Origin of the sequence: Sphingobium aquiterrae, assembly GCF_037154135.1 — a bacterium.
Taxonomy (GTDB): Bacteria; Pseudomonadota; Alphaproteobacteria; order Sphingomonadales; family Sphingomonadaceae; genus Sphingobium; species Sphingobium aquiterrae.
The window spans coordinates 410,852-433,439 of record NZ_JBANFL010000001.1; the positions used below are offsets into that span (position 1 = coordinate 410,852).

A 22,588-nucleotide genomic window follows, 5' to 3' on the forward strand; every position below is an offset into this window, starting at 1 on the left:
ACGGGATGACGGGCGGGGCTGTTCCTTTAAGGGGCAAGCCCCGTTCCTCTTGGCGTGCCCCGTGGGGTTTGGCCGATCATTGTCCCGAAGCGGCCGGGGGCGGGGCCGTCGCACCGTTGCCGGGGGCAGGTGCTGCCCTGTTGTCGGCATCCGGTGCTGCGTCCAGCGCCACCCTGGGGCGGCTGTCGAGCATCTCCGCCGCATCGTTGAGCGCGCGCGCCTCGCTAGCGGTCACGCCGCCCACGCCGTCGCCATTGCCCGAACCGCAACCGGCCGTGGTAAGCAGGCTCGCAAGTGCGCCTGCGAGCCGCAGGGTTGTCATGCATGTCTTCATGCCGGGTGAACGCTCCTTCGCGTCATGGGGGTCAGTGGCCCGAAACCGTCGAGCATGAAAAAGGGGCGCCCCGTTGCCGGCGCGCCCCTGATCTCATCTGTCGTCCCGAACGGGATTACATCGCGTTGGCGGTGTTCGCCACAGCGTTGGATGTCGCGTTCACCGCATTGCCCGTCGCGTTCTCGGCGGCGTTCATGGCGTTTTCCGCAACGTTCATGGCGTTATCGGCCGTGTTGTTGGCGGCATTGGCAACATTGGCGGTCTGGCCACCCGAGCAGGCGGCAAGGCCGAGCGACGCGGCGAGAACGAGCGAAAGAGCAATAGTCTTGGACATGGGCAAACCCCTCTCAGAGATAAAAAACCGCGCAGGTCAGTCTCGGAGAAACAGCTCACCCCCTTGAACCTGCGGCCTTCATTCCTAATGCTTTGCGACTCCCAAGGCAATGCTATTCGTGCAGTGCACCATGACGGCTGTGTGACAGTCGGGCGATGTCGGGCACGGCCCGTCCCGGGCGACATAGCGATTGACCAATATAAAGAAATCTTTATATGCTGTCGCAATGACCGCGATCCTCGACATTTTCCGGGCCCTGGGCGACCCTACCCGGCTGCGGATCTTCCACCTGTTGCGGGCGATGGAGCTTGCCGTGGGGGAGATTGCGCAGGTCGTGGGGCAAAGCCAGCCGCGCGTCTCCCGCCATGTCCGCATCCTAGTGGAGGCGGGGCTGGTGGAGCGGCGCAAGGAAGGCAATTGGGTGTTCCTGCGCATCGGCGGCGATGGCGCGCGCGCGCCGTTGCTGGAGATGTTCGACCGTATCGTGCCGTCCGAAAACGAACTGCTCTGGCAGCGCGCGGACCTCGCGCGGCTTGCCGCCGTGCGCAACGACCGCAGCCGCGCGGCGGAGGATTATTTCGCCCAGCATGCCGAGGAATGGGATGCGATCCGTTCGCTCCACCTGCCGGAGACCGATGTCGAGGCGGCGATGCAGGGCCTGCTGGGCGGCGATACGCTGGGCCGCCTGCTGGATATCGGCACCGGCACCGGCCGCATGATCCAGCTGTTCGGGCCGCAGGCGGAACAGGTGACGGCGGTGGATCGCAGCCCCGACATGCTGCGTCTGGCCCGTGCGAAGCTGCCCGAGGATGGCAGCGGCAAATATGCCGTGCTGATGGGCGATTTCATGGCGCTGCCGCTCGATGCCCACAGCGTCGATACCGTCATCCTGCATCAGGTTCTCCACTATGCACAGGCGCCCGAAGGCGCCATAGCGGAGGCCGCGCGGGTGCTGGACGCCGGCGGCCGGTTGCTGGTCGCCGATTTCGCGCCGCACCAGCGCGAGGAATTGCGGAGCCGCGATCAACATGCGCGGCTGGGCTTTTCGGATGAACAGATATCGCAATGGTTCGCGGCCGCAGGGCTGGGGCTGGACCGGGTGGAAACGCTGCCCGGCGGCGAATTGACGGTGAAATTATGGCTGGGGTGCCGCCACACGGCGCAGATCCTGCCGATCGAAGGACAGTTACGCGCATGAAACCGACCCTTGGCCAGCTTGAAGAGGCCCGCCGCGCGCTTGACGCGCCGCTGTTCGCCGACCTTGCCGGCGACGCCGCCATCAGCTTCGAATTCTTCCCGCCCAAGACGGAGAAGATGGAGGTCCAGCTGTGGTCCGCCATCGAGACGCTGGCGCCGCTGGGGCCGCGCTTCGTCTCCGTCACCTATGGCGCGGGCGGATCGACGCGGGAGCGCACGCACAACACCGTCGCGCGCATCGCGAAGGAAACGAACATCGCCGCCGCCGCGCACCTCACCTGCGTCGCGGCCAGCAAGGCGGAGATCGCCGAGGTGGCGGAGGCCTATTGGGAGGCGGGCGTGCGGCATATCGTGGCGCTGCGCGGCGATCCGCAGGAGGTGGGCGGCAGGTTCGAGCCGCATCCGCAGGGTTACACCGGTGCCGCCGATCTGGTCGCGGGCCTCAAGGCCCTGCACCCTTTCGAGATTTCCGTCGCCGCCTATCCCGAAACGCATCCGGAGGCTGTCAGCGCGCAGAGCGATCTCGACAATCTCAAGCGCAAGATCGACGCCGGCGCGACCCGTGCGATCACGCAATTCTTCTTCTCGCCCGACGCCTTCTTCCGTTTCCGCGACAAAGTGGCCGCCGCCGGTATCGCCACGGAGCTGGTGCCGGGCATCATGCCGGTGTCGAACTTCGCCGCGACCCAGCGCATGTCGGCGATGTGCAACACGCAGGTGCCCAGCTGGATGGCCCGCCTGTTCGAGGGGCTGGATGAACACCCCGCCGCGCGCCAGCTTGTCGCCGCGACCATCGCGGCCGAAATGTGCCGCAAGCTCTATGCCGGCGGCGTGCGCGAATTCCATTTCTACACGCTCAACCGGGCGGAACTGAGTTACGCCATCTGCCATCTGCTGGGGCTGCGGCCCAAGGCGGGGGCCAGGACGGGATCGAGCAATGCGGAGAAGGCAGCATGACCATCAGCGCTGAACAGGCATTTTGCGACCTCGCGAAGCAGAAGATCCTCGTGTTCGATGGCGGCTATGGCACGTCGATCCAGAAATATGGGCTGACCGAGGCCGATTATCGCGGCGACCTGGACCTTGCGAAGGACCAGAAGGGCAATAACGACCTTCTCTGTCTCACCCGCCCGGACATCGTGGAGGCGATCCACACCGCCTATCTCGATGCCGGCGCCGACATGATCGAGACCAACACGTTCAGCAGCACGCAGATTGCGATGGCGGACTATGGCTGCGAGCATCTGGTACGCGAGCTGAACATCGCCGCCGCCCATATCGCGCGCAAGGCTTGCGACGCGGCGACCGCGAGGGATGGCCAGCGCCGCTTCGTTGCGGGCTCCATCGGCCCGACGAACAAGACGCTGTCGATCTCGCCCGACGTCAACGATCCCGCCTATCGCGAGGTCGATTACGATACGCTGAAGGCCCATTATCGCGAGCAGTGCGAGGCGCTGATCGAGGGTGGCGTCGACTTCCTGCTGGTCGAAACCTGCTTCGATACGCTGAACGCCAAGGCTGCGGGCATGGCCGCGCGCGAGGCGGAGGCACTGGCGGGCCGCCCGGTGCCGCTGATGCTCAGCTTCACCATCACCGACATGTCGGGTCGCAACCTGTCGGGCCACACGATCAACGCCTTCTGGTATTCGCTGCGGCATCTGAAGCCGCTGACCATCGGCGTGAACTGCGCCTTTGGCGCGGATTTGCTGCGCCCCTATCTGGCCGAGCTGTCGAAAAATGCCGACACGCTGATCCTCGCCTATCCCAATGCCGGCCTGCCCAATGAGCTTGGCCAATATGACGAGCTGCCCGAAACGACCGCGTCGCTGATCCGCCAGTGGGTGGACGAGGGACTGGTCAATATCGTGGGCGGCTGCTGCGGCACCACGCCCGCGCATATCGGCGCGGTGGCGAAGGCGCTGGCCGGGCATCCGCCGCGCGTCGCGCCGGAACTGCCGGTGGTGACGCGCCTCGCCGGGCTGGAACCGATGCATATCGCGGCGTAATGAAAGAGATCGTCATCCCCGCGCAGGCGGGGACCCATCTCAGGCGCTAAGGCCTGGACGCAAGGTCGGGGAGATGGGTTCCCGCCTTCGCGGGAATGACGCAGCAGAGAAAAAACAGGCCAGATGACCAAGACCACCACCGCCAATTTCGTCAACATCGGCGAGCGCACCAACGTCACGGGTTCCGCCAAGTTCAAGAAGCTGATCATGGCGGGCGACTATGCCACGGCCATCGACGTCGCGCGCGAGCAGGTGGAGAGCGGCGCGCAGATCGTCGACGTGAACATGGACGAGGGCCTGCTCGACGCGGTCGAGGCGATGACCACCTTCCTCAAGCTCATGACCGCCGAGCCCGACATCAGCCGCGTGCCGGTGATGATCGACAGCTCCAAATGGGAAGTGATCGAGGCGGGGCTGAAATGCGTGTCCGGCAAGCCGATCGTCAATTCGATCAGCATGAAGGAAGGCGTGGAGGCTTTCCTCTACCACGCCCGCAAGGTCATGGCCTATGGCGCCGCGGTGGTCGTCATGGCCTTTGACGAGACGGGGCAGGCGGATACGAAGCAGCGCAAGGTCGAAATCTGCGCCCGCGCCTATGATCTGCTGATGGGCATCGGCTTCCCGCCGGAAGACATCATCTTCGATCCCAATATCTTCGCGGTGGCGACGGGTATCGAGGAACATAATAATTACGGCGTCGACTTCATCGAGGCGTGCAAGGAGATCAAGGCGCGCTGCCCGCATGTCCATATCTCCGGCGGCCTGTCGAACTTCAGCTTCTCCTTCCGCGGCAATGAGCCGGTGCGCCGGGCGATGCATTCGGTGTTCCTCTATCATGCGATCCCGGCCGGGCTCGACATGGCGATCGTCAATGCCGGGCAGCTCGACGTCTATGACGCGATCGACCCCGCGCTGCGCACCGCCTGCGAGGACGTGCTGCTGAACCGCGATCCCGAGGCGGGCGAGCGGCTGGTGGCACTGGCCGAGAAATATCGCGGCACCGACGCGGCGGCGGAAAAGGCGGCCGAGGAATGGCGCGGCTGGCCGGTCGCCAAGCGGCTGGAACATGCGCTCGTCAAGGGCATCGACATGTATGTGGTCGAGGATACCGAGGAAGCGCGCCTTGTCGCCGCCCGCCCGATCGAGGTGATCGAAGGCCCGCTGATGGACGGCATGAACGTCGTCGGCGACTTGTTCGGATCGGGCAAGATGTTCCTGCCGCAGGTGGTGAAATCCGCCCGCGTCATGAAGAAGGCGGTCGCCCACCTCCTCCCCTATATCGAGGCCGCCAAGGAGCCCGGCGCCAAGGGCAAGGGCAGGATCATCATGGCGACCGTGAAGGGTGATGTGCATGACATCGGCAAGAACATCGTCGGCGTCGTCCTCCAGTGCAACGGCTTCGAGGTGATCGACCTGGGCGTGATGGTGCCCTGGCAGGACATCATCAAGGCCGCGAACGAGAATGACGCGGACATGATCGGCCTGTCCGGCCTCATCACGCCCTCGCTGGACGAGATGGTGACGGTGGCGCAGGAAATGCAGCGCGCCGCCATGACGATGCCGCTGCTGATCGGTGGCGCCACCACGTCGAAGGTCCACACCGCGCTGCGCATCGACCCGGCCTTCACCGGGCCCGTCGTGCATGTGCTGGACGCCAGCCGGGCCGTGGGCGTCGCCACCGCGCTCGTCTCCGACACGCAGAAGACCGATTTCGTCCAGAAGACCAAGGACGATTATGAACATGTCCGCGTCGCCCGCGCCAACAAGGGCCAGAGCGCGCTCGTGCCGATCGCCGACGCTCGTGACAATGGCTTCGAGATCGACGAGAGCCTGAAGCCGGGGCGTCCGCGCCTGCCCGGTGTCCACGACTTCCCCAACTGGGATCTGGCCGACCTGCGCGATTATATCGACTGGACCCCCTTCTTCCGCGCCTGGGAACTGGCGGGCAATTATCCCGCGATCCTGACCGACAAGGTGGTGGGCGAAAGCGCCTCCAGCCTGTTCGCCGACGCGCAGAAGATGCTGGACAAGGTGGTCGCGGAGAAGTGGCTGACGGCGCGCGGCGTCGCCGGCCTGTGGCCCTGCCGCCGCGAGAGCGACGACATCATCGTCCATGTGCAGGATGAAGAGCATGTCCGCCTGCCGATGCTGCGCCAGCAGATCGCCAAGCGTGAAGGCCGGGCGAATATGTGCCTGGCCGACTTCATCAGCCATGATGGCGACTGGATCGGCGGCTTTGCCGTCGGCATCCACGGCATCGAGCCGCATCTGGCGCGCTTCAAGGCGGCGATCGACGATTATTCGGACATCCTGCTGAAAGCGCTGGCCGACCGCCTGGCCGAAGCCTTTGCCGAGCGGCTGCACCATTATGTCCGCACCGCGCTCTGGGGTTATGCCGAGGGTGAGCAGCTGACCAACGAGGCGCTCATCAAGGAGCAATATCGCGGCATCCGCCCCGCGCCCGGCTATCCCGCCTGCCCGGACCACAGCCTGAAACCGATGCTGTTCAAGATGCTGGACGCCCATCACGCCACCGGCATCACCCTGACGGAAAGCTTCGCGATGCTGCCGACGGCGGCGGTCAGCGGCTTCTATTTCGGCCACCCGCAGGCGGAATATTTCGGCGTGGCGCGCGTCGGCCGCGACCAGCTGGAAGATTATGCGGCGCGGCGCGGCGTCGATCTGGAGACGGCGGAACGCTGGCTGCGGCCGAATCTGGACTGAGGGGCTGTCTTGTAGCGCGACCGAGTGCCGCTATCCTCCCCGCCGCTGCGTGATGCCGTGGCGAAGGATGGGTGAGGGCGGCGCCGTTTCCTGGGCTCTCCTTCCTGAACTTTTGGCGGATTTTGCAAGTTTGGAAGTGGGCTATTTGGATGACATCCGGTTTCGCCAGACAACCCATTGCGAGCATAGCCATGTGCTGGCATGTTCAAAATATACGGCTTATTTTGCTTCTATCGATGGCTTTTATTGTCGCGTTGTTTGCAACGCCGGGTGAAGCACAAGAACGCAGTGAAGATGAATGCTTTCGTCTGCAACCTGACATCGTATCATCGGTGGAGGTCGCGAATTGTACATCCGATATAGCAGGTTCTGGGCGCGAGCTTGCCAAGGCTTTGGCCGAGCTTCGTGCGCGGGTTCCGGTTGATCACCAGAGGGCGCTGACCATTGCGCAACGTGCTTGGGCCGCAAATCGCGATGCACAATGTGCTTGGGAGGCGGGTGGTAATCCTGGTAGCACAGGACATGATGCTGCAATAATTGCATGCACTGCTGACATGAACCGCCAGCGTGCTGAATATCTGAGAGCCGATCTGAAGGATCGTTGGTAGTTGTAGCTCTTCGCCCAAAGCGAACATCCGTCATGCATCGGCGCCAGCCTTAAGCAACGCGCCTGACCCTGTCCCATAGCGGGCCACCGATCCCTTAACCCTCTCTTGGCATTGGCCTTGGTCGTTCTCCCGGCCTATGGCCCTGCCATGCGCATGTTCTCCACGCTCGTCATGCTTTCGGCCGCCATCGCCGCGACCGCTGCCGCGCAGGGCGGGGCGGCGGCCTTTACCGTGGCGGAGACCGGGCGGGGCTATGCGCGCCTGTCCGATGCGGTGGATGCGATCGGCGACGGGCAGGGCACCATCCTGATCGCGCCGGGCACCTATCGGCAATGCGCGGTGCAGGGCGCGGGCGCGATCACCTATCGCGCGCAGGGGCAGGGGACGGCGATCTTCGATGGCGTGACCTGCGAGGGCAAGGCGGCGCTGGTGCTGCGCGGGCGCGGCGCGGTGGTGGATGGCGTGACCTTCCAGAATATGCATGTGCCCGATGGCAATGGTTCCGGCATCCGGCTGGAGCATGGCAATCTGGACGTGGTGAACAGCCTGTTCCGCCGCAGCGAGCAGGGCATCCTGACCGGCGAGGACGATGCCGGCCGCATCCGCATCGACATGACGACCTTTCAGCATCTGGGCCGCTGCGACCGCGACCTGGATTGCGCGCACAGCCTCTATGTCGGCCGCTATGGCAGCCTGTCCGTCACCCGCACCCGCTTCGAGGCGGGCGACGGCGGCCATTATCTCAAGAGCCGCGCGAGCCATGTCACGATCAACGCCAACAGTTTCGACGACAGCGCCGGTCACCTGACCAACTACATGATCGACCTGCCCGAGGGCGCCATCGGCGCCGTCACCGGCAACGAAATGGTGCAAGGCAAGGACAAGGACAATTGGAGCGCCTTCATCGCGCTGGGCGCCGAAGGGCTGCGGGTGGATTCGGCCAGGCTGGTGATCGCCAACAACCGCGCCGGCTTCGTGCCGGGGCTGGAGCGGGGCAGCACCTTCGTCGCCACCTTCAACGGCGCGCGCCCGGCAATCGGCGTCAACCGGCTGGCGCCGAGCATGAAGATGAGCGACCAGCGCTGAGCGCCGGCTATCGGGTGGGGCGGTTAAGCGGCGGCTCTCTTGCGGTTCCGGGCGTTGCGGCTGCGGGCCGGCTTTGGCCGCTTGAACCAGAATGTCCAGACCGCAAGCGTTCCCAGCATCGTCAGCGCCAGCCCCGATATCGTCATGACCAGCCGGAAGGGAAGGCCGCCGACCTTCGCCGCGTGGAGCGGGTAGAGCAGGTTATAGCCCTTGACCGCGATCGGCAGCTGCGCGGCATCGCGGGCCATGACCAGCGCGCCGCTGTCCGCCGCGAACCAGAGCGTCGTGCGGCCATTGGGCAGCCATTCCTGCGGCCTGCGCATGCGAAGGGTGATGAGGCCATTATCCTTGCGCGGCAGGCCGATGCTGCGCAGTTCCGCGTCCGGAAAGCGCCGGCGTGCCGTCACGATCATCCGCGACCAGTCCAGCCGGTCGGCCAGCCTGACGTCGCGTGGCGGCGGACCGGCGAGCGAACGGTCGATCTGTGCCGGGGCGCCGGGGCCGAACAGAATGGCCGCCATCGGCCGGAAGACGAGGATGGCGCCGGTCGTGAAGGAGAGCAGCAGCAGCGGTGCGACCACGATCCCCAGGTCCCGGTGATGCCGCACGATGGCCGGCCGGCTCATGCGCGCGGGCAGCAGCCGCCATGCGAAGGTCTTGCGGGTCCGCCACCAGAGCAGCACGCCCGTGATGACGAAGCCCAGGCCGCAGAGCGCCGCGATACCGATCACCACGTCACCCGTATCGCCGAAGAACAGGTGGTGATGCAGGTCGAACAGCCAGATTTCGGGCCGCTCCCACTGGCTTTGCCACTGGGTCACCGTCCCGCCATTCTGGTCGGCATAGGCGCCCGCGCCGCCCTTGTAGCCAAGGCGCAGGAGCCCGAACGTCTCCGACGCATAGGTGATCGATTGCGGCCGCGCCGCCGGATCGGCCATGAGGCGCTGCGTCACCTCGGCCAGGTGGCGGGTGTCCTGCACCTGCACGTCGCCGGCATGGGGCAGCATCACCCATGCATCCTTGTGGACCAGCAATGCGCCGGTAAGGCCAAGGATGGCCAGCAGCAGCCCGATAATGCCACCGGTCCAGCGATGGAGCGTGTCGATCAGCGTCAAAAGCGATAGTCCCAGGAGAGCGTGACATTGCGGCCGCGCCCGGCGAAATAATGGGCATTGTCGTTCGGGCGGACGGTCTGGCTGTAATAGTCGATATAGAATGTGTCGAAGATATTCTGCGCGGACAATGTCAGCGCGCCGAAGCCGGTCTGATAGCGCAGGCTGACGTCGGTCACGTCATAACCGTCCATGCGGTAGAGCCGGTTATAGTCGCCCGGCGCCCGCTCGAAATTGCGCGACAGGAAGAATTGCGTCTGGATGCGCGCGGACAACGGCCCGTGGACATAGCTGGCCGCGATGTTCAGCCGGTCCGGCGAGATGTTCGCGCCGTCAAGGTCGCGGTCCACCCTGTCGATATCGTCGTCGGAACCATCGGTGCGGCCGATCAGATGGGCATAGCCGGTCGACAGGGTCAGCCCCGGCACCGGCGTCCTGGCCGACAGGTTGAGTTCCAGCCCCTGGATCTCGACCCGCTGGCGCTGGACCTCGAACACGCCGCCGGTCTGGACCAGCAGCGATCCGTTCTTGCTGGTCGACCAGAAATAGGCCGCGCTCATGTCGATCGGCCCGCGCTTCACCTCCATGCCGACCTCGCGGTTGTTGGAGACGATCGGGCTGATATTGACATAATTGTCGATATCGACCCCCGCCCGGCCGACGGCTCGCGCGATGCGGCCGACATCGGGCACGGTATAGCCCTCGGCATAGCTGGCATAGGCGCGGAGGCCGGGCACGGGCTCCAGGATGATGCCGCCGTTGAACAGCGTGTCGCTGAAGCGGGGCGTGCCGCCCGACACGGCAAAGCCGCCATAGCTTGCCAGCGTGGTGTAATCGTCGATGCTGACGCGCACATCCTCATGGCGCACGCCGCCCGCGATCCGCAGTTTCTTGTCGAACAGCGCCAGGTTGAGCTGGGCGAAGGGGGCGATGCTGCGATAGTCGGTCGGCGGCACCCAACTGCGGCCGGTGGCGATCAGCCGCTGTTCGGTAAGGTCGTACAGCGCGTCCACGCCCAGTGTTGCCGTCAGCGCCTCGAACCCCGGCATGGCTCGCTCATAGCTGAGCTTGCCGCCATATTTGCGGCTGCGGTTCTGCGACTGGTCGAACAGCGTGCCGTTCGGCGCGATCGTGGGGTCCTGGAAGGACGCGATCGGTGCGATCTCGCCGCCATAGGTGTCGCGCGAGCGGTTGAAGAAGATCTGGGCGATCAGGTTGCCGCCCATCAGGTTCGTGTCGCTCAGGGTCAGCGCCGCGCTCTCGGTGCGGTTGGTCGCCGGCACGCCGGGCGGATCGCCCCGAACGGAGGTGGTGGGCAGGTCGATCCTGTAATTGCCGTCGGCCGCGACATAGTCGCCATCGCCCTTCAGCTCGAACCGGCTCATCGTCAGGTCGATCCGCGCGGTCTCGCTCAGGGCATAGCCGAAGCGGCCGAAGAGCGACCAGCTCTTGCTGTCCTGCGTCTCGCCCTGGGTCAGGTCGGTGCCGACCCGGTTGCCATGACCGTCGTAAAAGGCGCCGCGCTTCTCGAAGGCCGCGCCGACCATCGCGTCCCACCGGCCGCCGCGCCAGGCGAGCAGCCCCGCGACCTTGCCGCCAAGGCCATCGCCATGGAAGCCGGTGTCGGCATTGCCCTGCACCAGGACGCGGCCGGACAGGCCGTCATTCTTCGGCGGGGCAACCGTGACCTGATTGACGATGCCGCCGGTGCCGCCAATCCCCTGCAATGCGTTGGAGCCATAGATCACTTCGACCCGGTCGATGAAGAAGGGATCGATCGTGAAGCCGTCGCGGGCGCCATCGCGCAGCGGCGCGGTCTGCGGGATGCCGTTGATGGCATAGAGCGGCGAACGGCCACGCAGCGTTTCGCCCGCGCCGGAGAGCTTCTGGCGCGTGGGGGAGAAGGACGGGGTCAGCGCCGACACCGCATCCACCACCGATCCGCCGATCGACACCTGCTGCGTGAGGGTCGCATTGTCGATGACGTCGACCGTCAGCGGCAGGGCATTGGCGGGCAGGATCGTGCGGGCCGCCGTGACGACGACATTCTCCGTCGTCTCCGCATCGGCCTGCGCCGGCGATTGGGCGAGGGCCGGGACGGTGCCCAGCGCGAGGGCGGAGGTGGCGAGCAGGCAGGATGAGAATGTAGGCATGGATTTCCCCAGACAGATGCTGGGCCGCTAGCCAAGATAGTCCGCTGTTGCAAGTCATTAGCATAATCGGGAGGCGATATTTGCTCGGCATGGCGCGGAATCGCCGCCTGCGGGGCGATTATGGGGCGGCCCTGATGATGGGCTCAAGCCGTGCGGATGGGGAAGGCGGCCCGGCGCTGTTCGGCACGATCGGCCCTGGGCGAGCGCTGGTCCCGATGGCTGGCGCGCATCGCGGCGCGCTCCGGCCGGTCCTGCCCTGGCGTCCTCAGGCCGAGGCGCCGCCGCGCAGGTTCGCGCGCAGGCCGACAAGGGCGCGCTGCATGTCGCCCAGTTGCGCGCGGGTCATGCCGGTCGTTTCGAGGATCTGTTCGGGCACGCAGGCCGCGTCCTTGGCGACCGCTCGTCCCTTGTCGGTCAGGCTCACGCGCACGACCCGTTCGTCTGCGCTGTCGCGCTTGCGCGTCACCATGCCGGCGGCTTCGAGCCGCTTGATGAGCGGGGTGAGCGTGTTGCTTTCCAGGAACAGCTGCTCGCCCAGTTCGCTCACCGCTTGCCCGTCACGATGGTCGAGCGCCAGGATGACCAGATATTGGACATAGGTGAGCCCCAGCCGGTCGAGCAGCGGTTTATAGACCCGATTGAACGCAAGACCGGTGGAATAGACGGCGAAACACAGCAGGCCATCGAACGCATCGGGCTTCGGATCGGGCGTCGCGGCGCCGGGGGCATCTTCGATCTTGCTCATGGCGACGGTATAAATCGCGTGCGATAGAATCGCAAGCATTGACAATCGCAATTGGTGCTCATAAATAGATCGTACACGATGTAATCGTGCAAGATTCAATATGACGACCGAAAGGAAAGACCCATGTCCCAGAAGATTCTCTACAGCACCAGCGCCGCCGCCACGGGTGGCCGCGACGGCAAGGCCCGCACCACCGACGGCAGCTTCGAAGTCACGCTCGGCACGCCCAGGGAACTGGGCGGCAATGGCCAGGGCAATAATCCCGAACAGCTTTTCGCCTCGGGCTATGCCGCCTGCTTCCTTGGCGCGATGAAGTTCGCCGCCGCGCAGGACAAGGATTTGCCCCGCGTGCCGGCCGATACCATCGTGACCGCGACCGTCGGCATCGGTCCGCGCGCCGACAAGGGCTTTGGCCTTGCGGTCGCGCTGGAGATCAGCCTGCCCGGCGTCGATCGTGCCGCGGCCGAAGCGCTGGTCGCCGAAGCCGACACCATCTGCCCCTATTCCCACGCCACCCGCGGGAATATCGAGGTGACGCTGCGCGTCACCTGAGCGATCAGCGGGAGATGGACGCGATCGCTTCGATCTCCACCAGATAGCCATGGTGCAGGGCCGGCACGGGCACGATCGCCCGGGCCGGCTTTGCCGCGCCCAGCATCTGGGCATAGATGGCGTTGAATGCCGCCCAATGTTCGACCCCGACCAGATAGACCGTGACCTTGAGCAGGTCGCCCGCTGTGCCGCCCGCTTCGCGCAATATCGCGAGCAGGGCGGCAATCGCCTGTCGCGCCTGATCGGCAAATACCGATCCCGCCTCTGCTTCGCTGCCCTGGCCGGGCAGCTGGCCCGAGATGAACAGCAGGTCTCCTGCAAGCAGGCCGGGGACATAATGGCCCTGCGGGGGCGGCAGGGACGCCGGCATGATCGGCTGTATCGGGCGTGGCATCGGGTGGTTCCTCCATCGGCGCAATCTGTATAGACAGGCTGAATCCGGCCTGTCTATACAGGTGGCCGTTGACGGGGAGTGTGCCGCATGTCCGATTTGCCTGCCGTGGTTCTTGCCGATATTCTGGATGCCGCGCGGGTGATCGCGCCGGCCGCCGTCCGCACGCCGCTGATCGAGAATGAGGTGCTGAACGCGCGTTGCGGGCGCCGGGTGCTCATCAAGTTCGAGGGTGCGCAGCGCACCGGCTCCTTCAAGTTCCGCGGCGCCTATAACCGGCTTGCCCGACTGGATGGCGCCGCCCGCGCGGCCGGTGTCGTCGCCTGGTCCTCGGGCAATCATGCGCAAGGGATCGCGGCGGCCGCGCGCCTGCTCGGCATCCCGGCAACCATCGTGATGCCCGCCGATGCGCCCGCGATCAAGCTTGCCAACACCCGTGCTCTGGGGGCGGAGATCGTCACCTATGACCGGCATCGCGAAAGCCGGGAGGAGATCGGGGCCGCGCTGTCGCAAAGCCGGGGCGCGACGCTGGTGCCGTCCTATGACGATCCCTTCGTCATAGCGGGGCAGGGGACGGCGGGCCTCGAAATCCTCGATCAGGCGGCAGAGGCTGGGGCGCTGGTCGGCCAGATCCTCGTCTGTTGCGGCGGCGGCGGGCTCACCGCGGGAATCGCGACGGCGGTCAAGGGGCGGTCGCCCGACACCCGCATCTATGCCGTCGAGCCGGCAGCCTTTGACGACACCGCCCGTTCGCTCGCCAGCGGCCATCGCGAGCAGGTGTCGCCGGACGCACGCTCGATCTGCGATGCGCTGATGGCGCCCAGCCCCGGAGCGCTGACCTTCCCGATCAACAAGGCGCTGCTGTCTGGCGGCCTTGTCGTCACCGACGATCAGGTGCGCGAAGCCGTCCGCTTCGCCTTCACCACGCTGAAACTGGTGGTGGAGCCGGGCGGCGCGGTGGCGCTGGCGGCGATGTTGCACGGCCTTGCACCCGATGCCGGGGGTGCGAGCGTTGTCGTCATCTCCGGCAGCAATGTCGATCCGGACATCTACGCCGCCATCCTTGGACATGGGCGGTGAGCGGGGAGGGCGGTGGTCTGCGCGCGCGGATCACCGGCCATGTGATCCGGCAGATCCTCTCCGGCGCATGGGCGAGCAGGGAACAGGTGCCGTCGGAAAGCCGGTTCATGGCGCAATTCGGCGCGAGCCGCATGACCGTCCATCACGCGCTGCGCGACCTGACGATCCGTGGCTATCTGGTGCGACGCAAGGGCGCGGGCACCTATGTCGGGTCGCCGCAATCCTATGTCAGCCGATATCCCAACCAGGACATTGCGCAGGCCATCGGCGCGCGCGGCGGGCAGCATTCCGCCCGCGTCGTCCGGCAGGAGCAGGTGACGGCGGATGCGGGCATGGCCGGGGCCTTTGGCTGCGCGGCGGGGGACGCGCTCTTCCACGCCATGATCGTCCATTGCGAGGATGACCGCCCGGTCGAGCTGGAGGACAGGCTGGTCAGCCCCGCCGTCCTGCCCGAATTCCTGAACCTCGATTTGTCGAGGACGACGCTGTTTTCCTCGCTGATGCTCTCCCGCCCCTGTCGCGAAGGCAGCGAGAGCATCTGCCCGGTCCGATGCACGGTGCAGGAGCAGACCATGCTGGCGTGCGACGCCGGGGAACCCGCGCTCGCCATCGTCCGCAGGACAGGGTCGCCCGATGGGCCGGTGACATGGGTGCGGCTGTTGCGCATCGGCGCCCATGCCCGGCTGGAGGGCAGCATCGCCTGCACTATTGTCGAGGCGGCGGGGTGAGCCGCATGGCCTCCAGAGGGCGAAAGCCGGATCGTCGGGCTGTGCGCGGGCGCCGCGCCGGCCTGGCCATCGCGAACCCAGATTTCGGGATCGTCCGCTGATCGCCGCATGTCCGGCCCCGGATCCTTCGGAGCGCAGGGCCGGACTGCCATGCAATATGCGCGCGCGGCGGCGCTCAGTGATTGTGGCGCGGGGTCTTGCGGGCAAGGCCGCGATATTTCACTGCCATTTCCAGCACCGCGCCGGTCGCCATCTGGCCGGTCTTTTCCCGGAACAGCTCTTCCCAGGGGGTGTTGCTGACCGGGATCGGCGGCGGCGCTTCCTGGCGGCGGCGCGCGATTTCCGCTTCGTCGACCAGCGCGTCGCACTGGCCCTTGTTGACGTCGATACGCAGCATGTCGCCGGTGCGCAGCCAAGACAGCCCGCCGCCCGCCGCGCTTTCAGGCGAGACGTTGAGGATGGAGGGGCTGTCCGACGTGCCCGATTGCCGCCCGTCGCCCAGGGTCGGCAGCCACTGGATGCCGCGCTGGATGAGCGCATCCGGCGGTTGCATGTTGACGACCTCGGCGGAGCCCGGCCAGCCCAGCGGCCCGGCGCCGCGCATCACCAGGATGCAGTTCTCGTCGATCTCCAGCGAAGGATCGTTGATCCGGTGGTGATAATCCTCGCCGCCCTCGAACACGATCGCGCGCGCCTCGAACAGGCCCTCGGCGCCCGGTTGCGAGAGGTAGCGCTTGCGGAATTCCTCGCTGATGACCGAGGTCTTCATGATGCCGAAATCGAACAGGTTGCCCGACAGCACGAGGAAGCCGGCATTCTTGCGCAGCGGCTCGGCAAAGGGCCGGATGACTTCGCGGTCGCGCGCCTCGCGGCCCTCCAGATTGTCGCGCAGCGTGCGGCCCGTCACGGTCAGGCAATCGGCGGCGAGCTTGTCCGCCTGCATCAGCTCCCACATGACGGAGGGGACACCGCCGGCACGATGGAACCGCTCGCCCAGAAAGCGCCCGGCCGGCTGCATGTCCAGCAGCAGCGGCAGGTCATAGCCATGCTCGGTCCAGTCGCTGGGGTGGATTTCTACCCCGGCATGGCGCGCCATCGCCATCACATGCGGCTGCGCATTGCTGGAGCCACCGAGTGCGCTGACGACGCGGATCGCGTTGAGGAAGCTGTCGCGGGTGAGCAACTGCGAGGGGCGCAGCTCTTCATAGGCCATCTCTACGATGCGCTTGCCGGTCTCATAGGCCATCTGCCCGCGCTCGCGATAGGGCGCGGGAATGGCGGCGCATCCGGGCAGCGAAAGCCCCAGCGCCTCGGCGACCGCATTCATGGTCGATGCCGTGCCCATGGTGTTGCAATGGCCGGCGGACGGCGCGCTGTCGCAGGCGCGCTGCAGGAATTCCTCCTCGTCGATCTCGCCCGCGGCGAGCTTGCGGCGGCTGCGCCAGATCACCGTGCCGGAGCCGACCAGCTCGCCTTCATGCCAGCCGTCCAGCATCGGCCCGCCCGACAGCACGATGGCGGGAATGTCCACCGTGCTCGCGGCCATGATGCCCGAAGGCGTCGTCTTGTCGCAGCCGGTGGTCAGCACCACCGCGTCGATCGGATAGCCGTAGAGGATCTCGACCAGGCCCAGATAGGCCAGGTTCCGGTCCAGCGCGGCGGTCGGCCGCCGGCAATTCTCGAAGATCGGGTGGACCGGAAATTCCATGGCAATGCCGCCCGCGTCCCGGATGCCGTCGCGCACCCGCTTGGCGAGGTCGAGATGGATGCGGTTGCAGGGGCTGAGATCGCTGCCGGTCTGGGCGATCCCGATGATCGGGCGCCCGGACCGCAGCTCCGCCGGGGTGATGCCATAGTTCATGAAGCGCTCAAGATAGAGCGCTACCATGTCCGACCGGGCGGGGTCGGCAAACCAGTCCTGCGACCGAAAGCGCGGGGTGCCGGAAGTTGTCATTTATGTCTCCTGGAGCGCGTCTTGGGTGTCAGGCGGGCAGCGTCAATACGCCGTCGATGCGCTGTGCTACACCCCAGGGATTGCCGTCCGCAAGGCCGCCGGGGATCAAGGATGCCGGCAGATTCTGGTAGCAGACCGGGCGCAGATAACGGTCGATGGCGAGCGTGCCGACCGATGTGGTGCGGCCGTCGGAAGTGGAGGGGAAGGGGCCGCCATGGACCATCGCGTGGCACACCTCCACGCCGGTCGGCCAGCCGTTCACGAGGATGCGGCCGACCTTGCGTTCCAGCAGCGGCATCAGCGGGGCGGCCAGCGGCTCGTCCGCCGCGTCGAGGATCAGCGTGGCGGTGAGCTGGCCTTCCAGCGCGGTGATGACGCTGGCGGCCTCTGCCATGTCGGCGACGGTGACGACGATCGAGGATGATCCGAACACCTCGTGCGAAAGCGCCACGTCCGACAGGAACTGGGCGGCGGTGGTGCGGAACAGGGCGCCGCGCGCCTGGTTCACGCCTTCGCCCACGCAGCCGCGCGCGACGGACGTCACCGCCTCATGCGAAGCCAGCGCGTCGACACCGCTTTCGAAGCTGGCATGGATGCCGGGTGTCAGCATCTGCTGCGGCTGGCTGCCGGCCATGGCTTCGCCGGCGGCGGCCAGGAACGCGTCGAGATCCGGCCCGTCGATGGCGATCACGAGGCCGGGATTGGTGCAGAACTGGCCCGCGCCCATGGTGAGCGACTGGATGAAGGCCGGCGCCAGATCGGCCCCGCGTGCCTTGAGCGCGTGCGGGAACAGGATGACCGGATTGATCGAACTCATCTCGGCATAGACCGGGATCGGCTCGGCGCGCGCGGCGGCGATCCGCAGCAGGGCAAGGCCGCCGGCGCGCGATCCGGTGAAGCCCACCGCCTTGATCCGCGGATCGGCGACCAGCGCGCCGCCCAGTTCATTGCTGACGCCGGGCAGGAAGGAGAAGACACCCTCGGGCAGGCCGCAGGCCGCGACCGCCTTCTGGATGGCGCGGGCGACCAGTTCGCCGATGCCGGGATGGGCGGGGTGGCCCTTCACCACCACCGGGCACCCGGCGGCGAGCGCGGAGGCGGTGTCGCCGCCGGCTACCGAGAAAGCGAGCGGGAAGTTGCTGGCGCCGAACACTGCGACCGGGCCGACCGCGATATGGCGGCGGCGCAGGTCGGGGCGGGGCAGCGGCTGGCGATCGGGCAGGGCCGGGTCGATGGTCAGCTGCGCCCAGCTGCCTTCGCGCAGGATGCTGGCGAACAGCTTCAACTGGCCGGTGGTGCGGCCCCGCTCGCCTTCGAGCCGGGCGCGGGGCAGGCCGGTTTCCTCCATGGCGCGGCTGATCAGCAGGTCGCCGATCTCCACGATCTCGTCGGCGATCGTCTCCAGGAAGGTCGCGCGATCGGTGGGCGCCAGGTCGGCAAAGGGGATGGCGGCGGCGTCGGCAAGGGCGCAGGCGCGCGCGACTTCGGCCGGGCCGGCATTGCCGAACGGCGGCTCCAGCATCTGCCCGGTTGCCGGATTGACGGCCAGGAAGGTCGTTTCGCCGGTTTCTTCGGCAGCACCGATGAGCATCGTTCCGTGGATCATGTCGTCACCTTTATTGATCGAATGGGAAATGGGGGAACCGTCAGCGCCGGACGTCGAAATGGCCCTGCCGGAAAGTCGCGATATCGGCGGCGCTGGCCACGCTGGCATCGCCGCTGGTGAAATGTTTGAGACAGGCGAGCGCTAACCCATTTCGGGCGGCGTCTTCCACATCCTTGTCCAGCGCGGCGAGCACGCCGGCGGCAAAGGCGTCGCCCGTGCCGATCCTGTCGATGACCGCGTTGAGCGGCACCGCCTCCGTCTGGAACGCGGCGCCGCGCCCGTCGACGCGGGCGGACAGGCGGTAATGATCCGCGTCCAGCGTCTCGCGTGCCGTGGAGGCGATATGGGTGATATTGGGGAAGGCTTCCAGCAGCGCTTCGGCCGCCGCGCGGCGACGATCGGCGCCCTCGCCGTCGAAATGGCTGCCCAGAAGCAGGCCGATGTCGCGATGGTTGCCGATGAACAGGTCGGCGAGCGCCACATAGTCGCTCAGGATGGCGCGCGGATCGCAATCCCACTGTTCCCACAGCGTCGCGCGATAATTGCCGTCGAACGACACGCGCACGCCCAATGCCCTGGCGGCTTGCGCTGCCGCAAGCCCCAGCCGGGCGCTGTCGGCGCCAAGCGCGGGGGTGATGCCGGACAGATGCAGCCAGTCCGCCCCGTCCAGCAGGCGGGGCCAGTCGAACGCATCGGCATGGGCATGGGCAAAGGTGGAGCCGGCCCGGTCGTAGAGGATAGAGGAGGGACGGATGCCGGCGCCGGGGCTCAGATAATAGAGGCCGAGTCGGCCGGAAGCGCGCGCGATGTGGGACACATCCACGCCATGGCGACGCAGATGCTCGATCGCGCCGTCCCCCGCCACGCCTTCCGGCAGCACGGTCGCCATCCGGCTGTCCAGGCCAAGATGCGCCAGCGTGATCGCGACATTGGCCTCCGCCCCGCCGAAATGCGCTTGAAGCGACGCGGATTCGAACAGGCGGCCGTCTTTGCCGCCCGACAGGCGAAGCAACATTTCGCCCAGGCAGACGATTGTGCCCTTGCGCGCATTGGCCATGATTGTCCTTGCATCCTCCATTATCGGCGTAGATGATCTTTTGCCGAACCCCCTTGACACTTGGGGCGTATCCATGTTGGTAGCGCTATCAATTACAAGTGTCGAGTGGGAGTTGATGATGCCAGAGGATTTTTCCCTGCGCGACAATCTGCCGGTGGATTGGCGATCGGGGCAGTTTGTTGGCCGTGTCATGACGAAGGACGGGCCGAGCCCCGTGCTGGTCAGCAACGGCATGGCCTATGACATGGCCCGTGTGGCGCCCACGGTGTCGCACCTGATCGACAGCCTGCCTGTCGATCCGGCCGATGGTCTGGCGCTTGGCGCGCTCGATGCTCTCGACCTGCCGCTGCTCAGCCCGGTGGACCTTCAGTGCGTGAAGGCTTGCGGCGTCACCTTCGCCCTTTCGGCGATCGAGCGCGTGATCGAAGAGCGCGCGCGCGGCGACGCCGCTGCCGCCGCCGGTATTCGCACACGGCTGGAAGAGCGCGTGGGCGGCTCGATCCGGGCCGTTGTGCCCGGCTCTCCCGAAGCCGCGGCGCTCAAGCAGGCGCTGATCGAGGATGGCCTGTGGTCGCAATATCTGGAGGTCGCGATCGGCCCGGATGCGGAGGTGTTCACAAAGTCGCCGCTGCTCTCGACCGTCGGCGCGGGCGCCGACATCGGCGTGCGCTCCGATTCGACCTGGAACAATCCAGAGCCGGAGATCGTGCTGATCGTCGATTCGCGCGGCAACCCCGTCGGCGCGACCCTGGGCAATGACGTCAACCTGCGCGATTTCGAAGGGCGCTCGGCGCTGCTGCTGGGCAAGGCGAAGGACAACAACGCCTCCTGCGCGCTGGGGCCGCTGATCCGCCTGTTCGGCGACGGTTTCACCATGGACGACGTGCGCGCCGCCGATGTCGCGCTGACCATCGACGGGCCGGAAGGCTATCGTCTGGAAGGCGTCAGCAACATGACGCAGATCAGCCGCGATCCGCTCGACCTCGTCCGCCAGACGCTGAGCGAGCATCAATATCCCGACGGCTTCGCCCTGTTCCTGGGCACGCTGTTCGCGCCCGTCCAGGACCGTGACGAGCCCGGCCGCGGCTTCACCCACAAGGTCGGCGATGTGGTGGCGATCTCGACCCCGAAGCTGGGCCGTCTGGTCAACCGGGTGGTGACGTCGAAGGCGGCGACGCCCTGGACCTTCGGTGTCGGCGCATTGATGGCCAACCTTGCCGCGCGTGGTCTGCTCGCCGCGCGTGCGGAGGAAATGACCGCATGAGCATGCGCGCAATCTACCCCAGCCTTGCCGGTAAAAAGATTTTCATCACCGGCGGCGGGAGCGGTATTGGCGAAGGGCTGGTCGAAGGCTTTGTGGCGCAGGGCGCCCGGGTTGCCTTCTGCGACATCCTTGAGGAGGGTAGCCGCGCCCTTGTGGAGCGCCTGGCCGGTGCGCCGGTGGCGCCCGTCTTCCATGCCTGCGACCTGCGCGACATCCCGGCGCTCCAGACGGTCCTCGCCAGCGTGGAAGCGGATTTCGGCGGCATCGATATCCTGATCAACAATGCCGCGAGCGACGATCGCCACACGATCGAACAGGTGACGACGGACTATTGGGACGAACGCATGGCGGTGAACCTGCGCCATCAGTTCTTCGCCGCACAGGCGGTCGCGCCGGCCATGCGCCGGGCGGGCGGCGGCGTCATCGTCAATTTCGGGTCGATCAGCTGGCATCTGGCCCTGCCCGATCTCGTCCTTTATCAGACGGCGAAGGCCGCGATCGAGGGGCTGACGCGCAGCCTCGCGCGCGATCTGGGGCGAGAGAATATTCGCGTGAACACCATCGTGCCGGGCAATGTGCGGACGCCGCGCCAGCTGAAATGGTACACGCCCGAAGGCGAGGCGGAGATCGTCGCGGCGCAATGCCTGGACGGGCGGATCGAGCCGGTGGATGTCGCCGCGCTCACGATGTTCCTGGCCTCGGACGATGCGCGCATGTGTACCGGGCACGACTATTTCGTCGACGCCGGCTGGCGCTAAGCCCGTGGACATCCGGCCGGAAGATGTCCTGGGTGTCGGCGCCATGCTGGGCGAAGGCCCGTTGTGGGTGATGCGCGATGCGGCGCTGTGGTTCGTCGATATCAAGGCGCACAAGATCCACCGCTTCGATCCTGCCCTGGGCGTGGCGAAAAGCTGGACCGCGCCGGCGCAGGTGGGCTGGGTCGTCCCGACCGACGACGGGCTGTTCGCTGTCGGTCTGCAGACCGGGGTTCACCGTTTCGATCCCGATCGCGGGCTCTTCACGCTGTTGCAGGCGCCCGAAGCGCATCTGCCGGGCAACCGGCTGAACGATGCGACCGTCGATGCGCGGGGCCGGCTGTGGTTCGGCTCGATGGACGACGCCGAGAGGGAAGACAGCGGCCGCATCTATCGCCTGTTCCACGGGCACTGTGTCGATGCCGGGCTTGCGCCCGTGCCGATCACCAATGGTCCGGCCGTGTCGCCCGATGGCGGCACCCTCTATCATCACGACACGCTTGGGCGCCGCATCTGGCGCAGCCGGCTGGAGGGCGACGGGCAGGTGGTGGAGACCAGGCTGTTCGCGCAGATCGAGGACGGCGCGGGCTATCCCGATGGGCCGACCGTCGACGCGGAAGGCTGCCTGTGGGTCGGCCTGTTCGCGGGCTGGGGCGTGCGCCGCTATGATCCCGACGGCGCGCTGATGGGCAAGGTCGCCTTTCCGGTGGCCAATGTCACCAAGATCGCCTTTGGCGGGGACGATCTGTCGACGGCTTATGCGACGACCGCGCGCAAGGGGTTGAGCGAGGCGGCGTTGAAGGCGCAGCCGCTTGCGGGCGATCTTTTTGCATTTGATCCCGGCGTGCGGGGCGTTCCAGGAACGGTCGCCGCCATAGGGGCGAAAACCGAATAATCGGGCG

The 22,588-nt window shown here is 66.5% G+C and carries 21 protein-coding genes; 12 read left to right on the forward strand and 9 right to left on the reverse strand.

What is annotated here, in order from left to right; genetic code table 11:
• Positions 1-76 precede the first annotated feature (76 nt).
• Both WFP78_RS01905 and WFP78_RS01910 read right to left on the reverse strand, forming a co-directional pair.
• The gene (locus tag WFP78_RS01905; RefSeq protein ID WP_336958079.1) at positions 77-322 is read right to left on the reverse strand and encodes a hypothetical protein; all 246 of its coding nucleotides are present in this window, start codon (positions 320-322) and stop codon (positions 77-79) included.
• Positions 323-449: 127 nt separating this feature from the next.
• Positions 450-668, reverse strand: a complete 219-nt coding sequence (locus WFP78_RS01910) for a circumsporozoite protein (RefSeq protein ID WP_336958081.1) — start codon at positions 666-668, stop codon at positions 450-452.
• Positions 669-894: 226 nt separating this feature from the next.
• Here WFP78_RS01910 and WFP78_RS01915 point away from each other — a divergent pair, with 226 nt between their 5' ends.
• The 6 genes from WFP78_RS01915 (at position 895) to WFP78_RS01940 (ending at position 8,289) form a co-directional block, all read left to right on the forward strand.
• Positions 895-1,866, forward strand: a complete 972-nt coding sequence (locus WFP78_RS01915) for an ArsR/SmtB family transcription factor (RefSeq protein ID WP_336958083.1) — start codon at positions 895-897, stop codon at positions 1,864-1,866.
• On the forward strand, positions 1,863-2,822 hold the full coding sequence (gene metF / locus WFP78_RS01920; RefSeq protein WP_336958084.1) for a methylenetetrahydrofolate reductase: 960 nt from the start codon (positions 1,863-1,865) through the stop codon (positions 2,820-2,822). The genes WFP78_RS01915 and metF overlap by 4 nt, the downstream gene beginning before the upstream one ends.
• Positions 2,823-2,824: 2 nt before the next feature.
• The gene (locus WFP78_RS01925; protein WP_336958224.1) at positions 2,825-3,871 is read left to right on the forward strand and encodes a homocysteine S-methyltransferase family protein; all 1,047 of its coding nucleotides are present in this window, start codon (positions 2,825-2,827) and stop codon (positions 3,869-3,871) included.
• A 123-nt stretch (positions 3,872-3,994) separates the two neighbouring features.
• Positions 3,995-6,595, forward strand: coding sequence for a methionine synthase (gene metH, locus WFP78_RS01930; RefSeq protein ID WP_336958086.1), 2,601 nt, complete (start codon positions 3,995-3,997; stop codon positions 6,593-6,595).
• A 149-nt stretch (positions 6,596-6,744) separates the two neighbouring features.
• Positions 6,745-7,203 carry a lysozyme inhibitor LprI family protein gene (locus WFP78_RS01935; RefSeq protein WP_336958089.1) on the forward strand — a complete coding sequence of 153 codons (459 nt, stop codon included), beginning with the start codon at positions 6,745-6,747 and terminating at the stop codon, positions 7,201-7,203.
• Between the two features lie 147 nt (positions 7,204-7,350).
• Complete coding sequence (locus tag WFP78_RS01940; protein ID WP_336958091.1) at positions 7,351-8,289, forward strand: right-handed parallel beta-helix repeat-containing protein; 939 nt, start codon at positions 7,351-7,353, stop codon at positions 8,287-8,289.
• A gap of 23 nt (positions 8,290-8,312) precedes the next feature.
• Here the strand turns inward: WFP78_RS01940 and WFP78_RS01945 are convergent, their stop codons facing one another.
• The 3 genes from WFP78_RS01945 to WFP78_RS01955 all read right to left on the reverse strand — a co-directional run bounded on the left by WFP78_RS01945 (position 8,313) and on the right by WFP78_RS01955 (position 12,299).
• On the reverse strand, positions 8,313-9,404 hold the full coding sequence (locus WFP78_RS01945; protein ID WP_336958093.1) for a PepSY-associated TM helix domain-containing protein: 1,092 nt from the start codon (positions 9,402-9,404) through the stop codon (positions 8,313-8,315).
• Positions 9,401-11,554: a TonB-dependent receptor gene (locus WFP78_RS01950; RefSeq protein ID WP_336958095.1), complete on the reverse strand. Its 2,154-nt coding sequence runs from the start codon at positions 11,552-11,554 to the stop codon at positions 9,401-9,403. The genes WFP78_RS01945 and WFP78_RS01950 overlap by 4 nt, the downstream gene beginning before the upstream one ends.
• A 265-nt stretch (positions 11,555-11,819) precedes the next feature.
• On the reverse strand, positions 11,820-12,299 hold the full coding sequence (locus WFP78_RS01955) for a MarR family winged helix-turn-helix transcriptional regulator (RefSeq protein ID WP_336958097.1): 480 nt from the start codon (positions 12,297-12,299) through the stop codon (positions 11,820-11,822).
• 123 nt (positions 12,300-12,422) lie between these two features.
• Here WFP78_RS01955 and WFP78_RS01960 point away from each other — a divergent pair, with 123 nt between their 5' ends.
• Complete coding sequence (locus tag WFP78_RS01960; protein WP_336958100.1) at positions 12,423-12,851, forward strand: organic hydroperoxide resistance protein; 429 nt, start codon at positions 12,423-12,425, stop codon at positions 12,849-12,851.
• Between the two features lie 4 nt (positions 12,852-12,855).
• Here WFP78_RS01960 and WFP78_RS01965 read toward each other — a convergent pair whose 3' ends face one another.
• The gene (locus tag WFP78_RS01965; RefSeq protein WP_336958102.1) at positions 12,856-13,245 is read right to left on the reverse strand and encodes a RidA family protein; all 390 of its coding nucleotides are present in this window, start codon (positions 13,243-13,245) and stop codon (positions 12,856-12,858) included.
• A gap of 87 nt (positions 13,246-13,332) precedes the next feature.
• Between WFP78_RS01965 and WFP78_RS01970 the strand changes: the two genes are divergently transcribed.
• A complete protein-coding gene (locus WFP78_RS01970) occupies positions 13,333-14,322 on the forward strand; it encodes a threonine ammonia-lyase (RefSeq protein ID WP_336958104.1) in 990 nt (329 codons plus the stop codon).
• Entirely contained in the window at positions 14,319-15,050 is a 732-nt protein-coding gene (locus tag WFP78_RS01975; RefSeq protein ID WP_336958106.1) for a UTRA domain-containing protein, read from the forward strand. Before WFP78_RS01970 ends, WFP78_RS01975 begins: the two co-directional genes overlap by 4 nt.
• A 175-nt stretch (positions 15,051-15,225) precedes the next feature.
• Here WFP78_RS01975 and WFP78_RS01980 read toward each other — a convergent pair whose 3' ends face one another.
• From WFP78_RS01980 to WFP78_RS01990, 3 genes are read right to left on the reverse strand one after another with little or no spacing between them, the layout of a single operon-like run.
• On the reverse strand, positions 15,226-17,004 hold the full coding sequence (locus WFP78_RS01980) for an IlvD/Edd family dehydratase (RefSeq protein ID WP_336958108.1): 1,779 nt from the start codon (positions 17,002-17,004) through the stop codon (positions 15,226-15,228).
• Positions 17,005-17,032: 28 nt separating this feature from the next.
• Positions 17,033-18,610 (reverse strand): aldehyde dehydrogenase (NADP(+)), encoded by a 1,578-nt coding sequence (locus WFP78_RS01985; RefSeq protein ID WP_336958110.1) that lies wholly within the window; start codon positions 18,608-18,610, stop codon positions 17,033-17,035.
• A 40-nt stretch (positions 18,611-18,650) separates the two neighbouring features.
• Positions 18,651-19,667: a sugar kinase gene (locus tag WFP78_RS01990; protein WP_336958112.1), complete on the reverse strand. Its 1,017-nt coding sequence runs from the start codon at positions 19,665-19,667 to the stop codon at positions 18,651-18,653.
• Between the two features lie 118 nt (positions 19,668-19,785).
• Here WFP78_RS01990 and WFP78_RS01995 point away from each other — a divergent pair, with 118 nt between their 5' ends.
• Genes WFP78_RS01995 through WFP78_RS02005 form a run of 3 tightly spaced genes read left to right on the forward strand, consistent with a single transcriptional unit; the run spans position 19,786 to position 22,581 of the window.
• Positions 19,786-20,931 carry a fumarylacetoacetate hydrolase family protein gene (locus tag WFP78_RS01995; RefSeq protein ID WP_419722892.1) on the forward strand — a complete coding sequence of 382 codons (1,146 nt, stop codon included), beginning with the start codon at positions 19,786-19,788 and terminating at the stop codon, positions 20,929-20,931.
• Positions 20,928-21,689, forward strand: a complete 762-nt coding sequence (xylB, locus tag WFP78_RS02000) for a D-xylose 1-dehydrogenase (RefSeq protein ID WP_336958116.1) — start codon at positions 20,928-20,930, stop codon at positions 21,687-21,689. Before WFP78_RS01995 ends, xylB begins: the two co-directional genes overlap by 4 nt.
• Before the next feature lie 43 nt (positions 21,690-21,732).
• A complete protein-coding gene (locus tag WFP78_RS02005) occupies positions 21,733-22,581 on the forward strand; it encodes an SMP-30/gluconolactonase/LRE family protein (RefSeq protein ID WP_336958226.1) in 849 nt (282 codons plus the stop codon).
• Positions 22,582-22,588 lie beyond the last annotated feature (7 nt).